Origin of the sequence: Paracoccus sp. SM22M-07 (genome assembly GCF_001887735.1) — a bacterium.
Classification (GTDB): Bacteria; Pseudomonadota; Alphaproteobacteria; order Rhodobacterales; family Rhodobacteraceae; genus Paracoccus.
Map to the genome: position 1 here is coordinate 1 of NZ_JPKW01000010.1, position 17,587 is coordinate 17,587.

General features: G+C 63.9%; 16 protein-coding genes and 3 pseudogenes. 11 read left to right on the plus strand and 8 right to left on the minus strand.

All coding sequences use genetic code 11. The features are described 5' to 3' along the window. Positions 1-296: 296 nt before the first annotated feature. Positions 297-737, plus strand: a pseudogene (locus IE00_RS19520) (DDE-type integrase/transposase/recombinase); the annotation flags it as partial. A 37-nt stretch (positions 738-774) separates the two neighbouring features. On the opposite strand, the pseudogene IE00_RS19525 reads toward IE00_RS19520, so the two are convergent. Next, positions 775-1,042, minus strand: a pseudogene (locus tag IE00_RS19525) (IS3 family transposase); the annotation flags it as partial. A 170-nt stretch (positions 1,043-1,212) separates the two neighbouring features. On the opposite strand from IE00_RS19525, the gene IE00_RS19810 reads away from it, so the two are divergent. Together IE00_RS19810 and IE00_RS13860 are read left to right on the plus strand one after the other, a co-directional pair. Continuing rightward, the gene (locus IE00_RS19810; protein ID WP_139291456.1) at positions 1,213-1,893 is read left to right on the plus strand and encodes a hypothetical protein; all 681 of its coding nucleotides are present in this window, start codon (positions 1,213-1,215) and stop codon (positions 1,891-1,893) included. Between the two features lie 932 nt (positions 1,894-2,825). After that, a pseudogene (locus tag IE00_RS13860) lies at positions 2,826-3,441 on the plus strand (IS5 family transposase); the annotation flags it as partial. On the opposite strand, the gene IE00_RS13865 reads toward IE00_RS13860, so the two are convergent. From IE00_RS13865 to gspG, 6 genes are all read right to left on the minus strand, one after another. Then, entirely contained in the window at positions 3,440-4,126 is a 687-nt protein-coding gene (locus IE00_RS13865) for an MmgE/PrpD family protein (RefSeq protein WP_083554386.1), read from the minus strand. The pseudogene IE00_RS13860 and the gene IE00_RS13865 overlap by 2 nt on opposite strands. Before the next feature lie 397 nt (positions 4,127-4,523). Beyond that, the gene (gspD, locus tag IE00_RS13870; protein ID WP_083554388.1) at positions 4,524-6,686 is read right to left on the minus strand and encodes a type II secretion system secretin GspD; all 2,163 of its coding nucleotides are present in this window, start codon (positions 6,684-6,686) and stop codon (positions 4,524-4,526) included. A gap of 5 nt (positions 6,687-6,691) precedes the next feature. Continuing rightward, positions 6,692-7,273, minus strand: coding sequence for a type II secretion system protein N (locus IE00_RS13875; RefSeq protein WP_083554390.1), 582 nt, complete (start codon positions 7,271-7,273; stop codon positions 6,692-6,694). Continuing rightward, positions 7,270-7,632 (minus strand): type II secretion system minor pseudopilin GspI, encoded by a 363-nt coding sequence (gspI, locus tag IE00_RS13880; RefSeq protein WP_072297804.1) that lies wholly within the window; start codon positions 7,630-7,632, stop codon positions 7,270-7,272. The genes IE00_RS13875 and gspI overlap by 4 nt, the downstream gene beginning before the upstream one ends. Then, positions 7,629-8,123: a prepilin-type N-terminal cleavage/methylation domain-containing protein gene (locus IE00_RS13885; RefSeq protein WP_072297805.1), complete on the minus strand. Its 495-nt coding sequence runs from the start codon at positions 8,121-8,123 to the stop codon at positions 7,629-7,631. Before IE00_RS13885 ends, gspI begins: the two co-directional genes overlap by 4 nt. After that, positions 8,120-8,599 (minus strand): type II secretion system major pseudopilin GspG, encoded by a 480-nt coding sequence (gene gspG / locus IE00_RS13890; RefSeq protein ID WP_072297806.1) that lies wholly within the window; start codon positions 8,597-8,599, stop codon positions 8,120-8,122. The genes IE00_RS13885 and gspG overlap by 4 nt, the downstream gene beginning before the upstream one ends. Before the next feature lie 121 nt (positions 8,600-8,720). Here gspG and gspL point away from each other — a divergent pair, with 121 nt between their 5' ends. The 8 genes from gspL to IE00_RS13930 all read left to right on the plus strand — a co-directional run bounded on the left by gspL (position 8,721) and on the right by IE00_RS13930 (position 16,398). After that, positions 8,721-9,791, plus strand: a complete 1,071-nt coding sequence (gene gspL, locus IE00_RS13895) for a type II secretion system protein GspL (protein WP_072297807.1) — start codon at positions 8,721-8,723, stop codon at positions 9,789-9,791. Next, entirely contained in the window at positions 9,788-10,249 is a 462-nt protein-coding gene (gene gspM / locus IE00_RS13900; RefSeq protein WP_072297808.1) for a type II secretion system protein GspM, read from the plus strand. Before gspL ends, gspM begins: the two co-directional genes overlap by 4 nt. Next, the gene (gene gspE, locus IE00_RS13905; protein WP_072297809.1) at positions 10,246-11,706 is read left to right on the plus strand and encodes a type II secretion system ATPase GspE; all 1,461 of its coding nucleotides are present in this window, start codon (positions 10,246-10,248) and stop codon (positions 11,704-11,706) included. Before gspM ends, gspE begins: the two co-directional genes overlap by 4 nt. Before the next feature lie 4 nt (positions 11,707-11,710). Next, positions 11,711-12,946 carry a type II secretion system F family protein gene (locus IE00_RS13910; protein ID WP_072297810.1) on the plus strand — a complete coding sequence of 412 codons (1,236 nt, stop codon included), beginning with the start codon at positions 11,711-11,713 and terminating at the stop codon, positions 12,944-12,946. A 164-nt stretch (positions 12,947-13,110) separates the two neighbouring features. After that, a complete protein-coding gene (locus IE00_RS13915; RefSeq protein ID WP_072297811.1) occupies positions 13,111-14,226 on the plus strand; it encodes a penicillin-binding protein activator in 1,116 nt (371 codons plus the stop codon). Continuing rightward, positions 14,226-14,801 carry a type II secretion system protein GspJ gene (locus IE00_RS13920; protein WP_072297812.1) on the plus strand — a complete coding sequence of 192 codons (576 nt, stop codon included), beginning with the start codon at positions 14,226-14,228 and terminating at the stop codon, positions 14,799-14,801. The genes IE00_RS13915 and IE00_RS13920 overlap by 1 nt, the downstream gene beginning before the upstream one ends. Then, complete coding sequence (locus IE00_RS13925; RefSeq protein WP_072297813.1) at positions 14,801-15,652, plus strand: general secretion pathway protein GspK; 852 nt, start codon at positions 14,801-14,803, stop codon at positions 15,650-15,652. The genes IE00_RS13920 and IE00_RS13925 overlap by 1 nt, the downstream gene beginning before the upstream one ends. Positions 15,653-15,945: 293 nt before the next feature. Further along, positions 15,946-16,398: an A24 family peptidase gene (locus tag IE00_RS13930; protein WP_072297814.1), complete on the plus strand. Its 453-nt coding sequence runs from the start codon at positions 15,946-15,948 to the stop codon at positions 16,396-16,398. A gap of 53 nt (positions 16,399-16,451) precedes the next feature. Here the strand turns inward: IE00_RS13930 and IE00_RS13935 are convergent, their stop codons facing one another. Beyond that, complete coding sequence (locus IE00_RS13935; protein ID WP_170864162.1) at positions 16,452-17,483, minus strand: SCO family protein; 1,032 nt, start codon at positions 17,481-17,483, stop codon at positions 16,452-16,454. Positions 17,484-17,587: the final 104 nt, after the last annotated feature.

Genomic DNA, 17,587 nt, shown 5'->3' on the forward strand with positions numbered 1-17,587 from the left:
TTCGCCATCCGGAGCCGCTTCGCCGGCCACCCCAGCTGTAGCGACAAGACACGTAATGCACTAAGATTGAAACCGGACCACCCGATAGGGGCAGGCCAGCTGGTCCTCGACAATGAGGGTCGGCATGGATCGCGGTGGCAGGCGGTCTTGTCGATCTTGGAAAAAATCGGCTGTGTGCCGCAGACGCTGAACGATTGGGTCAGGAAGGCCGAGGTTGATAGCGGCAAACGCCTTCGTCTCCTGCGAGATGGCCGAAAAGATGAAGGCGCTGGAAACGCGAGAACCGGGAGCGGCGCTATGGCCGCAATATCGTCGGCTGGCTTGTCAGCAACTCGGCGCATGCGGGCTTCGTCCTCGATACCTTGGAACGGGCGGTGGATGATCGCCGTCCCGCAAGGGGAATGCGGCTGGTTCATTACAGCGACAGGGGCTCGCAATACCTGTCTATTCGCTACACTGTGTGCTTCGCGGAGGCCGGTATCGAGCCGTTTGTGGGTAGCGTCGGCGACAGTTCCGACAACGCCCTAGCCGAGACGATCAACGGCCTTTTCAAGGCGGAAGTCATCCACCGCCGCGGCCCGTGGCGCAGCTTCGAGGCCGTGAAATACTCGGCGCTGGAATGCGTCGACTGGTTAAACAATCGCCGCCTGCTAGAGTCCATCGGGAACGTCCCGCCAGCCGAAGCCGAGGCTAACTTTCACGCAGCTCTGGAAGCGAAACCATGGTTGCGTCACTAACGAAAACCAGCCTCCGGCAAACCAGAAGCGGTTCAGGGCGCCAGCGCGGCTTCGTCCTACCCTTCAGTCGATCAACCAGGTTCGAGCGGGCCACACCAAGGGTTTCTGCCACGACCTTCACCGGAAACCGCCTGTCAGCGACGACCGCACATGCAAGGTCAATTTTTTGAGCGTGACTTGTCCAGGGCCTCGCGCAGGATCTCGACCTCAAGCGTCTTGCGGCCGAGATGCCGTTCAAGTTCGCGGATGCGATCCTCGAGCTGCCGCACAACCTTGTTGCTGGTGACGTCATCAGGTTTGCTCATGCAGGCACGCTTTTCTATCCAGCCAGCCCGCGTGAATTGCGCGACAGGCAGAAGCGCTACGATAACGCCATTGTAAGATGTATTTTTGGTTAGAAAGTAACGTGCTGGGTTTACCTTTTGATAAGAAATCTAATAGTATGAATTTTTTGTAACAGAAGGCCGCCGATGCAATGGAAAAAAATAATGAAATCTATTTCCCAGTCCAACCCCGTACCATTCTGATTTACCTAACTTTCTTTAATATTATCCTTTCGTTTATGTTTCCAATTTCGATAGCGTTGGATTTCTGGACGATAAAACAATGGTTTGACCTTGATGGCGAAGTAAGCATTCCGACATGGTATTCCTCAAGCCAGCTACTGGTGAGCGGATTGTTCATTTTAGCTGCCCTTAGGTTTCGCCGCCCAGGATCTCCTCGGCTTGGGTTTTACCTGCTTGTAGGCTTGGGGTTGATATTCTTATCGGCAGATGAAGCTTCGTCAATTCATGAAAAGCTCACTCCTCTTTCAGCAAAGTATGCCCAATTTGTACCTCTGATCAGAGGCAACCAGGGAGCTTGGATAACAATATATGGGGTAATTTTTTCTTTAATTTTAACAATAAATTACAATAACATTTTGCAAATGTGGTTGAATTACAAGGAATCACTTCAAATTTTTGTTTTTGGTCTATGCGTTCTCGTATCTGGGGCAGTTCTCATGGAAATAACCATGTATTATTCTCTACTACCCTCTAAAGTTATGCAGTTGATTCTTGAGGAATTTATGGAAATGATGGGTGGGAGCATAATCCTCATAAGCAGCTTCGTTTTTTTCAATAATCATGTTGAGGTAAGAGCTGCTCAGCGCTGATACCGCTCTGGTACATGACCGGATGGCTGCGCACAACATCGCGCAAGTGGAGTTGGTCCGCTAAAATATTCTCTTCAGCCTTGACCTGCGTCCCTTGGGCTAGCAGGGTCATCGAAGCGTTCCTCGCTTTGACGGAGATCCCGCATCGTCTTAGCGTCTAGGCATGCTCAAAAAGTCCATATTATATCATAATATTTGCAGCAGCACCGTTCACAACCCTGCTGGTGATGAACAGTCTTCGGCCAGCCACTCTCGTGAGCGCCCTGCCGGCTGATGATCCTCGGCCTTGTCCCTTTTGCTTTAAGTCTCTCTTATTGGGACATAGCTAGAATCAGCAGCCTTTTGGCGAAATCCCCCAAGTAATCACGCGTGCGATTGGCGGCTCTCTATTTTCATGGGGTTTTTTGACCAACCTTGCAGTAGGGTTATGCTGGCTCGCTGATCTTCAGGAAGCATAATCGGCCAGAGATTCTTTTGACAGCCCCCGCTCAACCCTGAGCCTCTGATCTTACTTGCAATGCATGACATGCGGCAGAAAAGGGAGAAGAGGTTTAAGTTGCACTAGTGCTGTGGGAATGCGTAGCCAGTAGCCTTCAAACCCTATCCGCTGTCAGGATAGGGTTTGTGGAACAGATTAAGCACGAATCCTTGCTCTAAGACGGACGGTAAACCTCGGGCGAATGGGGTGAAGTGATGCACGCTTAAAGAATAACAAGAGTTATACTCTATATTTTCGAATAACTAGTCTAGCCGTTCAAAATTTATCCAGAGATCAAATTCAGAAGTGAGATGTTCAACTTAATAGATTGTAGACCCTTGGCCACTAAAGCGAAATAGTTCAACTGAGCAGGTGTGCGCCCATCATAGCGTTGTTGCAGATCCCATCAGCTTGCGGGGTTCACGGCGTGAATCTGGTGGGTTGAGAGCCAGCCATGAGCAAGTCCGACCCCGCCCTCTACCGTACGACCAACTGGAAATCCTATTGCGACGCGCTGAAGCGGCGCGGATCTCTGCTCGTCTGGCTGGACCGTGACATGGACTGGCTTGCGCCGAAGGCAGTCGAGCCCGGACGTCCGCCGGTCTTCTCCGACGCCGCCATCCGGTTCTGTTTGACGATCAGTGTGCTCGTCGGCCTGCAGTTTTCGCAAACGACCGGAATGGTCGCCGCCTCCCCGAGATGGCTGGTCTGGACTGCCCGGACCCGGACTTCCCCACGCTCAGTTGCCGCCGGAAGACAATTGAGTTCTGGGTTTCGCGGCGTCGGGTTCCTGACCCCTAAACCTGCTGGTCGATGGCACCGGAATCAAGGCTCTGGGATGAAGAGGGACCGTGGCCCCGGTGCGGCCGCGCAAGCCCGATGAACGACAGTGGCTGGCGAGGAAGCATGGCGCCCGACGCCGCCGCCCGTACCGCAAGGTCTATCTGGCGATGGACACGGCGACCGGCGACATTCGGGCGGTGGAGTTCACCCCTCCCCGCTAGCGCGACAGACCCGTGCTCCCTAATCTTCCGGTCCAGATCCCGAACGACCAGAAAGTCGGCACCGTTAAGCAGTGGTGCACGGCTTGCCGATGCGTTGCGTCAGGACCGCGAGCCCTCCCTCAGCCGTTCCAAGCCCATCAATCGCAGCCCGAAGGTCATCGGCGGCCTGGCGACCGAGCAGCGTCGCCGCCTTCGCCCGAAGGCGAGGCTTGATCCCTGCTGGGTTGACGTCACCGAGAATGTCGTGATGCGCCTCGAAGGTCTCGCCACGGGCGCGCACCCGCACCCGTGCCTCGCAGTCACTAAGGGTATGGTCCGGTTGCACCGTCACGCGGTCACGCAAGGCGCGGAGGTCGTCGCGAGCACAGGTGGCATCGCTGTAAACATCAAGCGAGGCGGTGTCGACATTGGCCAGCGCCATCGCGGCGGTCAGACGATAACTGAACTTGGCTTGAAGGCCGGTGGCAGGCCGGGGCTGATCGCAGACGACAAGCCAGCGCGGATGGGTCACGACGGCGATACTCTCGATGTCCTGGGTGACAAGTCCTCCCGCACGCAGGTCCCGCGCTGCTTCGAGCATTGCGTGAAGCCCGTGGCAGAAGGCGTGGAGCTTGTAGGATATGCATGGGAAAACCCAGTCCGTGCCAAGTCCGTCCATGGCCTGGGCCTTGGCGCTGCCTGCACGGGTATCCGTGCCTGAGATGGCACCTGACCGACAATTGTCATCCGGGTCGTCGCACGAAATGACCATTTACGGGGCTTATTCGAACATGGACGCGGTGTCGTGCAATACCCCACGTAGTTCCGTCGACGTCCGAACTGTGGACGGCCACGATCCGTTTGCATGAATGCGAGCCTGCTGCGATCTCCGATGCTTGCTCTACAGCTTGGTCCCACAACCACAGACGTCCAAACCAGCAATTCTCAGAATAACAGTTGCCGGAAGATGCGTTGACCCAGTTCGCGCGCACAAAAAGAACCTTTGCATAAGCTGGAAGCCTGATTGTCCGTGCCACGCGCCCATTGCAGCGAGCCTAGGGGAAGTGAGCCGAAAATTCGGCGCCTGCGCATCGCTGTTTAGCTTGCGTCGTCACCTCCCTGAACCTGAACCGCAGTCTTCACCGGATCGAACCAGACCGCGACCGACGTCAATAAAGCCCGTCGATCTCGACCGGAAGACGCTGGACGGGTTTAGGCGCCAGCAGCAGGCTTCCTTGATGCGGGGGGACTGCCTCGATTGCGCGCAGGCGCTGGAACCGGCTGCCGGCGATGGCCTGGGCGTCGCCCCTTGTTCGCAAGATGGTCGGGCGCAGGAAGACGAACAGCGTCTGGCGGCGAGCGGATTCCTGGCGCGACCGGAACAGTCCGCCCACCACGGGGATGCGGCTGAGGCCCGGCACATCGGTCTGGGTCGACTGCCTGTCATCCGAGATCAATCCGCCCAGCACGATGGTACCGCCATTGTCGGCCAGCACGGTGGTCTTGATGCTGCGGGTGTTGGTGATCAGATCGGCGGCGCCCTGCACGGTCGATTGTGCCAGCGACGATGCCTCCTGTTCGATGTCCAGCTGCACCACGTCGCCTTGATTGACGCGCGGAATGACCCGCATGGTGATGCCCACGTCGCGCCGTTCGATAGTGTTTTGTGTCGATCCTTCGCTGGTGAAGGACCCGGTGCGGAACGGCACGTTCTGACCCACGACGATCTCGGCGGCCTGGTTGTCCAGCGTGGTGATCGACGGGTTCGACAGAAGATTGGCCTTCGTCGATGATCCAAGCGCCTGCAGAAGGATGCCAAACTCATCCTCGTTCGACAGACCGATGGAGAGGCCCTGAGGCGAAACGCTTCCGGCGACGCGCGTGCCCAGCAATGTCAGGATGTTGCGCAAGGTCGGCCCGCCCGGCGAAAAGGACGTCGCCGCGAACCCGGCGGGCGGTGCGGCGGCGCCGAACCCCAGTTGCACACCCAAGGCCTCGGCGATATCGCCCGACACTTCGACGATGGCGGCCTCGATCAGGACCTGGGGCCGGCGCTGGTCCAACTGTCCGATCAGGGCGGCCAGATCGGCCTGCACCTCGGCGCGGGCGCGCACGACGACGGCGTTGGAATCCACCACCGCCTGGATCGAGATATCTTCGGCCTGCAGGGAGGACACCGGCGGCGCGGTGGCCAGCTGCCCCAAGGTGGCATCGACGACCTCACCCGAGAAGAAATCGGGATCGGGCAGCGATTCCGCAATGGGGTTGGTCGCGATCCCCCCGGAACCGACCAACCCTTGCAACACCTCGGCCATGGATTCCGCATCGGCAAAGCGCAGGCTGTAGACCCGCGTGACGGGCAGGACCGAAGGAACCGGCGGGCCCGGCACGTCCAGATCGGCCACGATGTCGCGGGCCACCTCGATCGTCCTGGAATCGGCGTTCAGAAGGATCGTGTTCGACCGCGCATCGACGGTCACGCGCGGGATCAGGGTATTTCCCGCCGCTCCCTCGACGGCCGATCCCAGTGCGCCCTGCAATGCGGCACCGACCTCCTGCGCGTCGGCGTTGCGGATGCGGATCGAATAGACCTCCTGCCCGTTGTCGACATCCAGTGCGCGGACGATATCCTCGATCCGGCGGACATTTTCGGCGGTGTCGGTGACGACCAGCGTGTTGGTATCCACGATCGCCTCGATATAGCCGAAGCTGGCGACAAGCGGGCGCAGGGCGGCGACGGCGGTCGCGGCCGGGAAGTTGCGCAGCGGCACCAATTCGGTGATCACGTCCAGCCGCCCGGGATTGGGCGTTTCCTGAGGTGTCGTCCCGCCCTCGCGGATGGCGGCCTGCGGAACGATGCGCCACAGATCCCCCGCCGGCAGCGCCGCGAATCCCTGCACGGACAGAACCGACTGAAACAGGTCCCACACCCCCGCCGCCGTCAGCGGAGTGGTCGAGATCACCGTCACCACCCCCGTGACATTGGGGTCCAGCACCAGGGTGCGGCTGGTGATTTCAGACACCTGTTCGGACAATGACCGGATGTCGGCGTCGCGAAGGTTGATGACAAAGGTCGGGCCAGAATCGGGCAAGACCTGATCGTCAGACCCGATTGCGGGAAGGGGGACATATGCCTCGGGGGACAGGCCTTCGACCGGCGTCGCCTCGGACGGACCGGGGGCGGCAGGCTCCTCTGGCGGAGGGAGGACCGTTTCTTCGATGATGGCCGGTTCGCCTGTGGCCGGGGCGGGGGTGTCCGCCACCTGGGCAACAGCCTGGCCCGCAAGACCCAGCCCCAACCACAGGACCGCAAGGGCAAATCGACCCGTCATCCCCATCATCCGAGAGAGAGCCCCAAGACGATCACCCGTCCGCCGCGCCGCATGTCGACATCAGCACGGCCCGATTCAGCAACCTGATCGTGAAATTGCCGGTCAGCTTTCATGGCCCCCACCTGACTGCCCTTCGTCGATATGAGCATGTCATGCGGATGCATACCAGCCTGCAAGATCATTGGAACGACATCCGATGGCGGCGTGGCTTTCCGGTCATCCCGAACGCCGGTCGCATTGGCCTGCCGCGAGGCCGGGGAAGACCCGATCACCTGTCTGGCCGCATTGGATGGACCCGTCGGCGCAGCTTCGGTCACCTCCTTGATCGTAGGGTTGGCGGTTGCCGGGGCGGTCGCTCTGGTGGGAAACGACAGGGTCTGCGGCCGTCCGTCGACGCGCAGCACGATGTGATCGGGATTGATTTCGACCAGGTTGATATCGCCCCGCACCTGCGCGCCGATCTGGTAGCTGGCCGCCGAACCTTCCCTGCCTGCGATGACCGCCCGCGACGCCGATGTCAGCATCCAGACCCCTGCCCGTCCCGCCCGTGCCTGCATGTGACCACCGATGTGGGCCGTGCCCGTCATGGTTCCGACCCCCGCACCACAAAGCCCGTCAATCTGGCGTAAACGATTCCGTCTGCGCGATCGGATGCCGCCAGATCGACCTGTTCAAGATCGGGGTCGCTGGTCGGGCTGCGTGTGTCCGTGATTGACAGCGCAATGCCCAGCATCGGCGCGGCGTCGGCATCGGGTTTCGCCCCCACCGACAGTTCGGCCAGATGGTTTTCGGCCACCCATTGCGCGGCGGCGCGCGTCTCCAGCGCCGCAATAGTGCGAATATGCGCCTCGGTGGCGCTCAGCAAGGCCACGGCGGACATCGCCAGGATCGCCAGCGCGACAAGCGTCTCGATCAGGGTGAAACCGGCATCGGGCGCGCGTGTCATGATGGCGCCTGTGCTGTGGCCAGCGCCGTGAAGCCGTCAAAGCCCACGGCCCAGGGCACACCCGTTCCGGCGAACAGGATCTGCCGGAAGGGGCCGCTGCCGCTTGCGGAAATCAGGACCGCGGCACCACCATCGGCAAGCCCCATCCGCAATGGCGGGCGGATGTCGTGGCGGGCGGCCAATGCCGGAACCGGGGCCGGTCCCCATTCGTCACCGGCCGCCTGCCATTGCTGAAAAGAATATCCGCCCGCGTCCCAGACCAGCCGCAGGGCCAGCCCCGAAACCAGCGCCTCGTCCACGGCCAGCGACAGATGACGCGACAGGCGTACCGCCTCGGACTGCGCCCGGGCGCTGCGGTCGGCACCGTTCAGACCCATGACCGTGGCACCGGCGGCAATGCCCACCACGACCAGCACCACCATCACCTCGATCAGGGTCACGCCCGCCTGACGGTCACGCAGGGGCCTGCCGGGATGGCGACCTGTCGTCATTGGCCCGCACCCGCGGTTGCGACGCCCGGACCGTGACGGATATCGGCATCCACGCCCTCGCCCCCCGGCACGCCGTCTGCCCCCAGGGACAGGATCTCGTAAGGGCCCGTTTCCGCGGGTGATCGATATTCATAGGGGTTGCTCCATGGATCGGCGGGCACGGCGGGCAGGTAACCACCCGTGGCCCAGTTCGCCGGCAACGGTGCCTGAACGGGTGGCGACGCCAGTGCCGACAGCCCCTGCGCCGTGGTCGGATAGGTCCGGTTGTCCAGCCGGTACATCTCGAGGCTGGAGGAAATGGTCCGCATGTCGGCTCCGGCGACGGTGACGCGCGCTTCGTCCGGACGACCGATGACCTGGGGCACGACCAGGGCGGCCACGACGCTGATGATGACCAGCACGACCATCATCTCGATCAATGTCACGCCGCTGTCGGCGAGGCGGATTTTACGGGGGCACCAAGGCGTCAGAGGCATGGTTCGGCCTGCTATGCGGATATGGTGGGCGCGGCCTCATATCCCTTGAAACCGTGCGTCGTTTGGCATCTTATCATCAGCATAAGGCAATCGCGCATCATAGCAAGCGAACTGGCAACAGATGAATGCGACGTTCTCTGCAGCAGCCCTGCCCGACCATGACGTGGCCAGCCCCCTGATCGCCACCCGGCCCGGTGCCGTGCCGAACGGCGTGACATTTCTGCCCTCGGAAGACGTTCTTCTGCTGTCGGTTGCCCTGCCCGCCATGTCCGCATCTCAGCGCCGGACGGCGATCGGTTTCGCGGTCGAGGATGATCTGGCCCAACCCCTGGATCAGGTTCATGTCGTCCTGGGCCCGCAGATGGCCAACGGGCGTTGGCTGGTCGCGGTGGTGGCCCGCCAGGTGCTGGCCGAGGCGACCGTGCCGCAAGGACACAGGCTGCTGCCCGACGTCTTGCGCCTGCCCATCCCCGATACCGGCTGGGCGGTCCAAAGCCAGAACGGGCGCGTGCTGGTGCGTCTTGCCGACGGGACGGGCCTTGCGACCGATCCGGCCAGCGCGGCCCTGTTATGGGCGATGGCGGGGTCGCCGCCGCTGCGTTTCTTTGGCGGTGCGTTGCCCGACGGAATGGCGGTCGCCGAGACTTTGCCCCTGCCCCCCGCCCTTGATCCCGATCTGGCGCGATTCGACCTGATGACGGCGATCGGGCCGGCGGGTGGCGTCCACGTTCCGCGCCGGCTGCGTCTGGCCCTGCGCGTCCTTGCGGCGTTCCTGTTGGGCCATCTGCTGATCGCCACCGTGGACATGGTCGCCCTGACCCGCATCCAAAGCGCGCGCGAGGATGATCTGCGCGCCGCCTTGGCCGCCGCGGGGCAGCCGGTCGGCGCGGATCTGGCGGCCAGCCTGTCGCAGGCCCTGAGCGCCTTGGGGGCCGCACCGAAGACGGGGTTTCTGGATCTGGCACCCGAGGCCTTTGCCGCGATGGCCGCTCATGCGGGACAGGTTACATTGTCCGATCTGAGCTACGTGCAGGACACCATCACGATGACGCTGGAGGCCCCTGACCTGGCCACCCTGCAACAGATCGAGGTCGCCCTGCAAACTGCGGGCCTGTCCGTTCAAGCGGGTGCCGCCACCACCCGCGAGGGCGCGGCCGAGGTTCAGATGACGGTTTCCCGGGGTGCGCCATGACCGGGTCGATCGCTGACTGGCTGATGGAACGGACGCCGCGCGAACGCTGGTTGCTGGGCATCGGCGCGGCGATGGTGCTGATCTGGGTCGCCGTCACGCTGATCTGGCAACCGATCCAGTCGCGCCGTCAGGACGCCCGTCAGCAGATCGCGCTCTATGACCGCGCGCTGGTCGCGCTGCAATCGGGCGGCGCGCGTGCGGCGCCTGCAGCGCCGGTGGATGCCCGCGCGCTCAACGCCATCGTGACCGAGGCCGCGGCCAGGTTCGACCTGACGATCCGCCGACTGGAGCCCGCGGGCGAACGCATCCGCGTCACCCTGGACGACGCGGCCTTCCAGACGCTGGTCCTGTGGCTGGAGGCGATGGACCGCGACAGCGGCCTGCGGGCCATCGAACTGGACCTGTCCCGCCGCCCCGCCCCGGGAACGGTCAACGCGATCATGGTGCTGGAACAATGACGGTGGACATGCGCCTGCCCTATGCCTTTGCCCGCCAGCACGGGGTTCTGCTGGAACAGGGCGCCGAGGGTCCGGTCTGCGTCATCCGCCCCGCAGCCCCCCTTACTGCCGTGGCGGAGGTGCGTCGTCTGTCCGGCCCCGCCCTGCGTCTTGCCCCCGTCACCCAGGCCGATTTCGATGCGCGGCTGGCGCAGGCCTATCGCGACAACGCGTCGGACGCATCGGATGCGGCGGGCGATGACGACGATCTGACATCGCTGGCCGATACGGCCGCCGTGGTGGACGACCTGCTGGACCAATCGGGCGACGCACCCGTCGTGCGCCTGATCAACGCCCTTCTGCTGGAGGCGATCCGCGAAAACGCATCCGACATCCATATCGAAACGCAAGAGAAACGCCTTGTCGTACGGTTCCGCATCGACGGCATCCTGCGCCAGATGGTCGAACCCAAACGCGCGCTGGCGCCCCTGCTGGTCAGCCGCATCAAGGTGATGGCCCGGCTGGACATCGCCGAAAAGCGCCTGCCGCAGGATGGGCGCGTCTCGCTGCGCGTGGGCGGCCACGAGGTCGATGTCCGCGTCTCGACCATTCCGTCGCAATATGGCGAACGGGTGGTGATGCGCCTCTTGGATCGCGACCAGACCCGCCTGGGGCTGGACCGTCTGGGCATGAGTCCGCGCGACGCGGACATCTTTGCCCGCCTTCTGGCGCGTCCCGACGGCATGCTGCTGGTCACGGGGCCGACCGGGTCGGGCAAGACGACCTCGCTCTACGCGGCGCTGGATCACCTGAACGACCGCACCCGCAACATCATGACGGTCGAGGACCCGATCGAATATTCCGTGGATGGGATCGGCCAGATGCAGGTCAGCGACCGCACCAACCTGACATTTGCCCGCGGGTTGCGGGCCATCCTGCGCCAGGACCCCGACGTGATCATGGTGGGCGAGATCCGCGACCGCGAAACCGCCCAGATCGCGGTCGAATCGGCCATGACCGGGCATCTTGTCCTGTCGACCCTGCATACCAACACCGCCATCGGCGCCGTGTCGCGGCTGATCGACATGGGCGTCGAACGCTTTCTGCTGGCGCCGATCCTGATCGGCGTCGTGGCCCAAAGGCTGGTCCGGCGCCTGTGCCCCGAATGTCGCCGTCCCGGGCCCGCAACCCATGACGATGCCGCGCTGATCGACGGGCTGATCCCGGGCGAGACGGTGTTCCGCGCGGCAGGCTGTGCCGCCTGTCATGATCTGGGCTATCGCGGGCGGGCCGGCATTTATGAGGTGATCGCGATCAACCGGGATCTGGAAGCGCTGATCCATCAAGGTGCGTCCGAATCCGACCTGACCGATGCCGCACGCCGGGACGGACCCGCCTTGGTGGCCGACGGGCTGCGTCAGATCCGCGCCGGGATCACCACCGTCGAGGATGTCGCCCGCGTCGTGCAGAAGGTCTGAGGCCATGGCCGCGTTCCGATACAAGGCCATCGACACCGCAGGCAGATCGCAAACCGGCATGTTCGAGGCCACGACCGCAGCCGCGGCGCGTCAGGGGCTGCGCAGGCTGGGCCTGCTGCCGCTGGAGGTCGAGGGGGTGGTGCCCGCCAAAGCCGGACCCGACCGGGACGGACGCGCCTTCGCACCCCGTCGCAGCCGGGGCACACGCATCCCCCTGTCGGCGCTGACGCTGATCACCCGCCAGATGTCCACCCTGCTGGGCGCGGGCCTGCGGGTCGAAGATGCGCTGTCGGCCATTGCCGCGGGCCAGCCGCCCAAGGTCGCGGGCGTCCTGCTGACGGTGCGCGGCGCGGTCCTGGAGGGGCAGTCATTCGGAGAGGCGCTGACCGGCTATCCGCAGGTCTTTTCGGACTTCTACCGCGCCTCGGTCGGGGCCGGTGAACAGTCGGGTCGGCTGGATCAGGTCATGGCCCATCTGGCAAATTTCGTCGAAAACCGCGCCCGCAACCGCCAGACGGTTCAACTGGCGCTTTTGTATCCCGCCCTGCTGGCCCTTGTCAGTCTGGCCATCATCATGCTGCTGATGGCCTTCGTGGTTCCCGACATCATGCGCGTCTTCAGCGCGCGGGGGGCGGACCTGCCCTTTCTGACGCGGGCGCTGATCGCGGTATCGGACTGGGTGCGCGCTTATGGGCTGATCGCGGTGGCGGTGATGGCGGCGGCGGCCTTCGGGTTCCGACGTTGGCTGGCAATCGGGCGGAACCGCCTGCGCTGGCACCGGGTTCTGGCCACCCACCGCCCCACCGCCCGCGTCGTGCAGCGCATGAACGCATCGCAGTTCGCCGGCACGTTGGCCACGCTGGTTCGAAGCCGCGTGCCGCTGATCGAGGCGTTGGCCGCCGCCTCTGACGTCACGCCCAATCGCTTCGTGCGCAGCCGTGTCGAGGAAGCCACCGAAAAGGTCCGACAGGGCACCAGCCTGAAACGTGCCATGGAGGAGGCCGGCATCTTTCCCCCCATGCTGATCGCGATGGTCGCCAGCGGCGAGGCGGGCGGTCACCTGGGCGACGCGCTGGAACGGGCCGCGACCGATCAGCAGCGCGATCTGGATGCCTGGATACGTGCGCTGGTGGCGCTGGTCGAACCGGCGATCCTGCTGGTCATGGGCGGCTTCGTGATGATCATGGTGCTGGCGATCCTGCTGCCCATCGTGTCGATGAACAGCCTTGCCGTGGTCTGACGCCGATCTGCCGCATGCCCTGCAGCAGATCGGCCACCCACGGATCACCCGTCCTGATACCCCCATCCTGCCCAAAGGCAGGGTTGACGGATGGCGGGTCAGCCGCGCTTTCATGGATCAGACAAGACCGACGCGCAGCGCGATGATTCCAAGGAGAACCACCGATGACGACAGAGCAACCGTCCGCAGCCGCGATTTCCCGCCGGTCCATATGCCGATCGCTTCTGGCATCCTGGGCGCTTCCCCTGGCCATGCCGCTGGCGGCCTGCGGCGGCGGGGCGATGACATCCATCGGACCCGGCGTGGGGGGGCGGGACGCGGCGCTGCTGCTGCCCCTGTCGGGATCGTTGTCCGCCGTGGGCCAGAATATGGGACGGGCCGCGTCGCTGGTAACGCAGGGACTGGATCCATCCGCCGCACCCGCGGTCTTTGACACGGCCGATACGCCCGATGGCGCCGCCGAGGCCGCGCGCAGGGCGCTGGCCGGGGGCGCGCGGATGCTGATGGGGCCGCTGCGGGGCGATCAAACGCCTGCCGTGCTGGCGGTCGCGGGCAATGTGCCGGTGGTGACGTTTTCCAACGACGACAGGCTGAGCGAGCAAGGCGCGTTCGTCATGGGCATCACACCCGCGCAATCGGTTTCGACGATGTTCAGCTATGCCCGCGCGCAGGGAATCACGCGGATCGCGTTGGTTGCGCGCGATACGCCTCTTGGCGTGGCTTCGGTCGCATCCGCGATGGGCATCGCGCGGGGCGGCGGCATCACGTTGACGGCAACGCTGCTGCGCGACCCCGAACAGCCCGGACTGGTCGCGGCGATCCAAGGCGCCAGTGGCGGCACCTTGCCGCAAGCGGTGTTCCTGCCCGATGGCGGCGCGACCCTGACCGCATTCGGCCGACAGCTGCAAGGCAGCGGCATGCAGGTGCTGGGTTCGGTCCAGTGGGGCGTGTCCGATTCGGCAACCGACCCGAACCTGTTGGGGGCCTGGTTTGCCGCAGCCCCACCCATCCTGTTCCAGCCCTTCGCGAACCAATTCCAAGCCGCCTTCGGCGAAGCGCCGGGCGTCATCGCGGCACTGGGCTATGATGCGGCCCTGATTTCCGTAGGCATGGGCAATGCGGGCGAATTGAACCGCAAGGGCCTGCTGCGGCGGGCGGGATTCACCGGCGTCCTGGGCAACTTCCGCTTTGCCGAAGATGGCCGCTGCCAGCGCGATCTGACCGTGCTGGGCATCGCCCAAGGCGGCATCGAGGCCCTGGGCGAGGTGACCGGCACCTGATGCCCCCCGTCCAGCGATCTTCCACGGCGGGGGTCACGCTGGTCGAAGTGCTGGTGGCGCTGGTCCTGTTCGCGCTGATCAGCGGGGCGGGATTCGGCATCCTGGATCAGATCCTGCGCACCCAGACCCGGACCGAGGGACGGCTGGACCGTCTGGGCCAGATGCAGCGCGGGATGTACCTGCTGTCCACCGATTTTGGGCAGGCGCGGTCCGGCACCCTGTCCTGGCAGGCGGGCGACGAAGGGGTGTTTCTGTCCATCGCCCGCAGCGCCCCCGAAACCGACGCGGGCTGGATCACGCTGACCTATCAGCTGCGGGACGGCATGGTGTCGCGCGATGTCGCCTCGGCCAGCGGAGATCCCGTGGCACGCCAGCCCCTGTTCGACGATGTGTCGGCGATCGCGTGGCAATTCTATGATCCGGGCGTGGGATGGATCGAAGAATGGCCCCCTGCGGACGCGACCCGGGAACCGTCGCAGCGCCCGCTCAATCCGGTGGCGGTGGCGGCCACGATCACACTGACCGACGACCGGCAATTGCGCCGCGTCGCCACATTGCCCTCCGAGCCGCGCTGATGGCGGCCCGCGGCCCGCAGGATGGCGTCGTGCTGATCAACGTGCTGGTCATGCTGGCCCTGGCATCGTCGGTTCTCTATGCGACGATCAGCCTGTCGGATCTGTCGATCGCCCGCAGCCAGCGGTTCAGCGAGGCAGGACAGGCACAGGCCCTGATCGCCGCGGGCGAGGCCAGCCTGATCGCGGCCCTGACCCGCGACATGGCCGAGGCCCCACAGACCGACAACCTGTCCGAACCTTGGGCGCAGATCGCCCAGGAACCCATCGCCATTGCACAGGGCAGCTTTGCGTTGGCCATTCAGGATGCACAATCGCGCATCAATCTGAACAGCAACGCGATTCGCGGCGCGCTTGGGGCGCAGGTGCTGGACCGGGTGGGCCGGGCGCTGACCCTGCCGCCCGACGTGGCGGCACGGATCATCGCCCGGCTGGCACAACAGCAGCCCCTGGACCGGCTTGAGGACCTGATCATCCAGGCCGGGCTTACCGCGCAGGAGGTAGACCAGCTGTCGGAGTTTCTGACCGTCCTGCCCAGTTCGACCGACGTGAACCTCAACACCGCATCGCCGGGGGTCATCGGCGCGCTGGCCGAAACCCCGGACCAGGCCACATCGCTTGTCGCGATACGCGACCGCAACGGATTGCTGACGGCCGAGGATGTGGCGGATGCGCAGCAGGTCCTGCTGCCGGGGACGGGCTTCACCTCGTCGTGGTTCCGGGTGACGGCGACCGTGCAGGTGGGCCGGACCGTTCAGCAATCGATCGCGCTGATCCAGCGCGCGGCGGAACCCGACGAACGACCCGCCGTCGCCGTAGTGGCTCGCGAGACGCCGTTCAGGGGCGGCTTTTGAACTGGCCCCAGGTCGTCATATGGCTGCGCACCAATCGCGGCGCATCGTCGCGATCATAGTCCGGATGTGGCGTGACAGTATCCATGTCCGGCATCCCTTGCCATCTGAAGACAGGCGTCCCCAACGGCTGTCCGGCAGGGCGCCGTCACCGAAACCCTGGCCATGGCTTTTGCAGCCAAGACGCGTCTGGACGCCGCCGGAAAGGCGCTGCCACGCTTTGACCAAGACAACAAAATGACCAGCGCGTGTTACCCAAGGCTTTTGCCAATTCATGGGCTGGGATAGCGTCGCTTATGCTCATCTCGTTTTGCCTCGCGGCGACGCTGCTTGCCATCGCCATCACCGATATCCGCTTCCGGCGCATCCCCGATATCCTGAGCCTGCCGCTGATCATCGGGGGGCTGGCGCTGGCGGCATGGGACGTCCATTCGGGCGCGCCGTTCCGGGTGTTGGGGGACCGGGCCATCGGTGCCGCATCGGGCTATCTGATTTTCGCGGCGATCGGCGGCGTCTTTTTCAGGCTGCGAGGCCATGAGGGGTTGGGCTTGGGGGATGCAAAGTTGCTAGGGGCGGCGGGCGCGTGGCTGGGATGGCAGATGCTGCCCGTGCTGGTGCTGATTGCGGCGCTTGGCGGCCTGACACAGGTGGCGGTTCAGACCCTTCTGTCGCGCAACACCGATGGGACGCTGGCCTTTGGCCCATGGCTGGCCGCCAGCTTTTTCCTGCTGTGGATCATTGGCGGGTGACGGTCTGACACGGGTTGCCTGACGCCCAAGGGCCGCCGGTTGCGACAAGATATTCAGTGAGAATGCGTGGCGTGCCCATGGCCATCCGCATGCCCGCCATGGTCGTGATGCGAATGGCCTGCGTGATCGTCACCCGACACCTCTTGCGGCTGACCCAGCAGGTCCGTTTGGGCCGAAAGGTAATGGATCAGGTCGTCCACATCGGTGTCATTCAGCTGAAGGTTCGGCATGCGGACAACCGGAAAGGCCCTATCGAGCGCAACCGCCACGTCGTCCTTGCGGGCAAGCATCCGGTCCGGGGCCATCAGGTATTCCGTCAGCCATGCCGGATCCCTGCGCAATGTCACCCCCGAGAGATCCGGCCCGACACGGATGCCTTCGCCGATGGTGTGACACGCCGCGCAGCCGCTGAAGAACAGACCCTCTCCGCGGGTGTTGTCGATGACCAGCGCTTCTTGCGTGGTGGCAAATTCAGCGCGCGGACGCGACCATTCCGGATCCAGGGACAGGATCTCCTCGGTCAGGACGACAAGGCTGCCCATCAAAGACGCCCGGCGCCATTCACCGGTCGCGGCATTGCCGATGACCATGTCGGTGCGATGCTGCGCCAGGCTTTCGCTGCGCTCTCCCATCTTGAAGCGAACGATGTCCACATTTTCCGGGCTGCCTGTCAGGAACATCCAACCCTCCGGAGCCTGGAAGGCATCGGCAAACGCCTTCAACCGCTGCGGCGTGTCCGTTTCGGGGTCAAGCGAGATCGAGTAGACGAAGATGTCCTTGCCGATCCTCTCGCTCAGCCAATCGACCACCTGGGCCATTCGCGCCGTCGCCAGCCCGCAGATATCCGGACAATCGGTATAGACGAAGTTCACCACCACGATCTTGTCGCGCAGAAGATCGTCCCAAAAGCGAACCGCCTTGCCATCCTGGTTCACCAGTTCGACGTTCGGAAAATAGGACCCGTCCCATTGCGCCTTCGCGGCCCCGGTCGTCACAACGGACAATGCCGAAGCGGCAACCAGGCCCAGAAGACAGGAACGGATCCGCTTCCTCTGGTTCCACCAGGAACGACGTGCATCGGGCATGACTTGCTCCTTCCAGACTGCGGGTGGCAGAGGGATCATTCATCGTGGTGTTTCAGCGCCGGATATTCGTTCGACTGCTTGCGCGCGACGATGACCCCGCCACG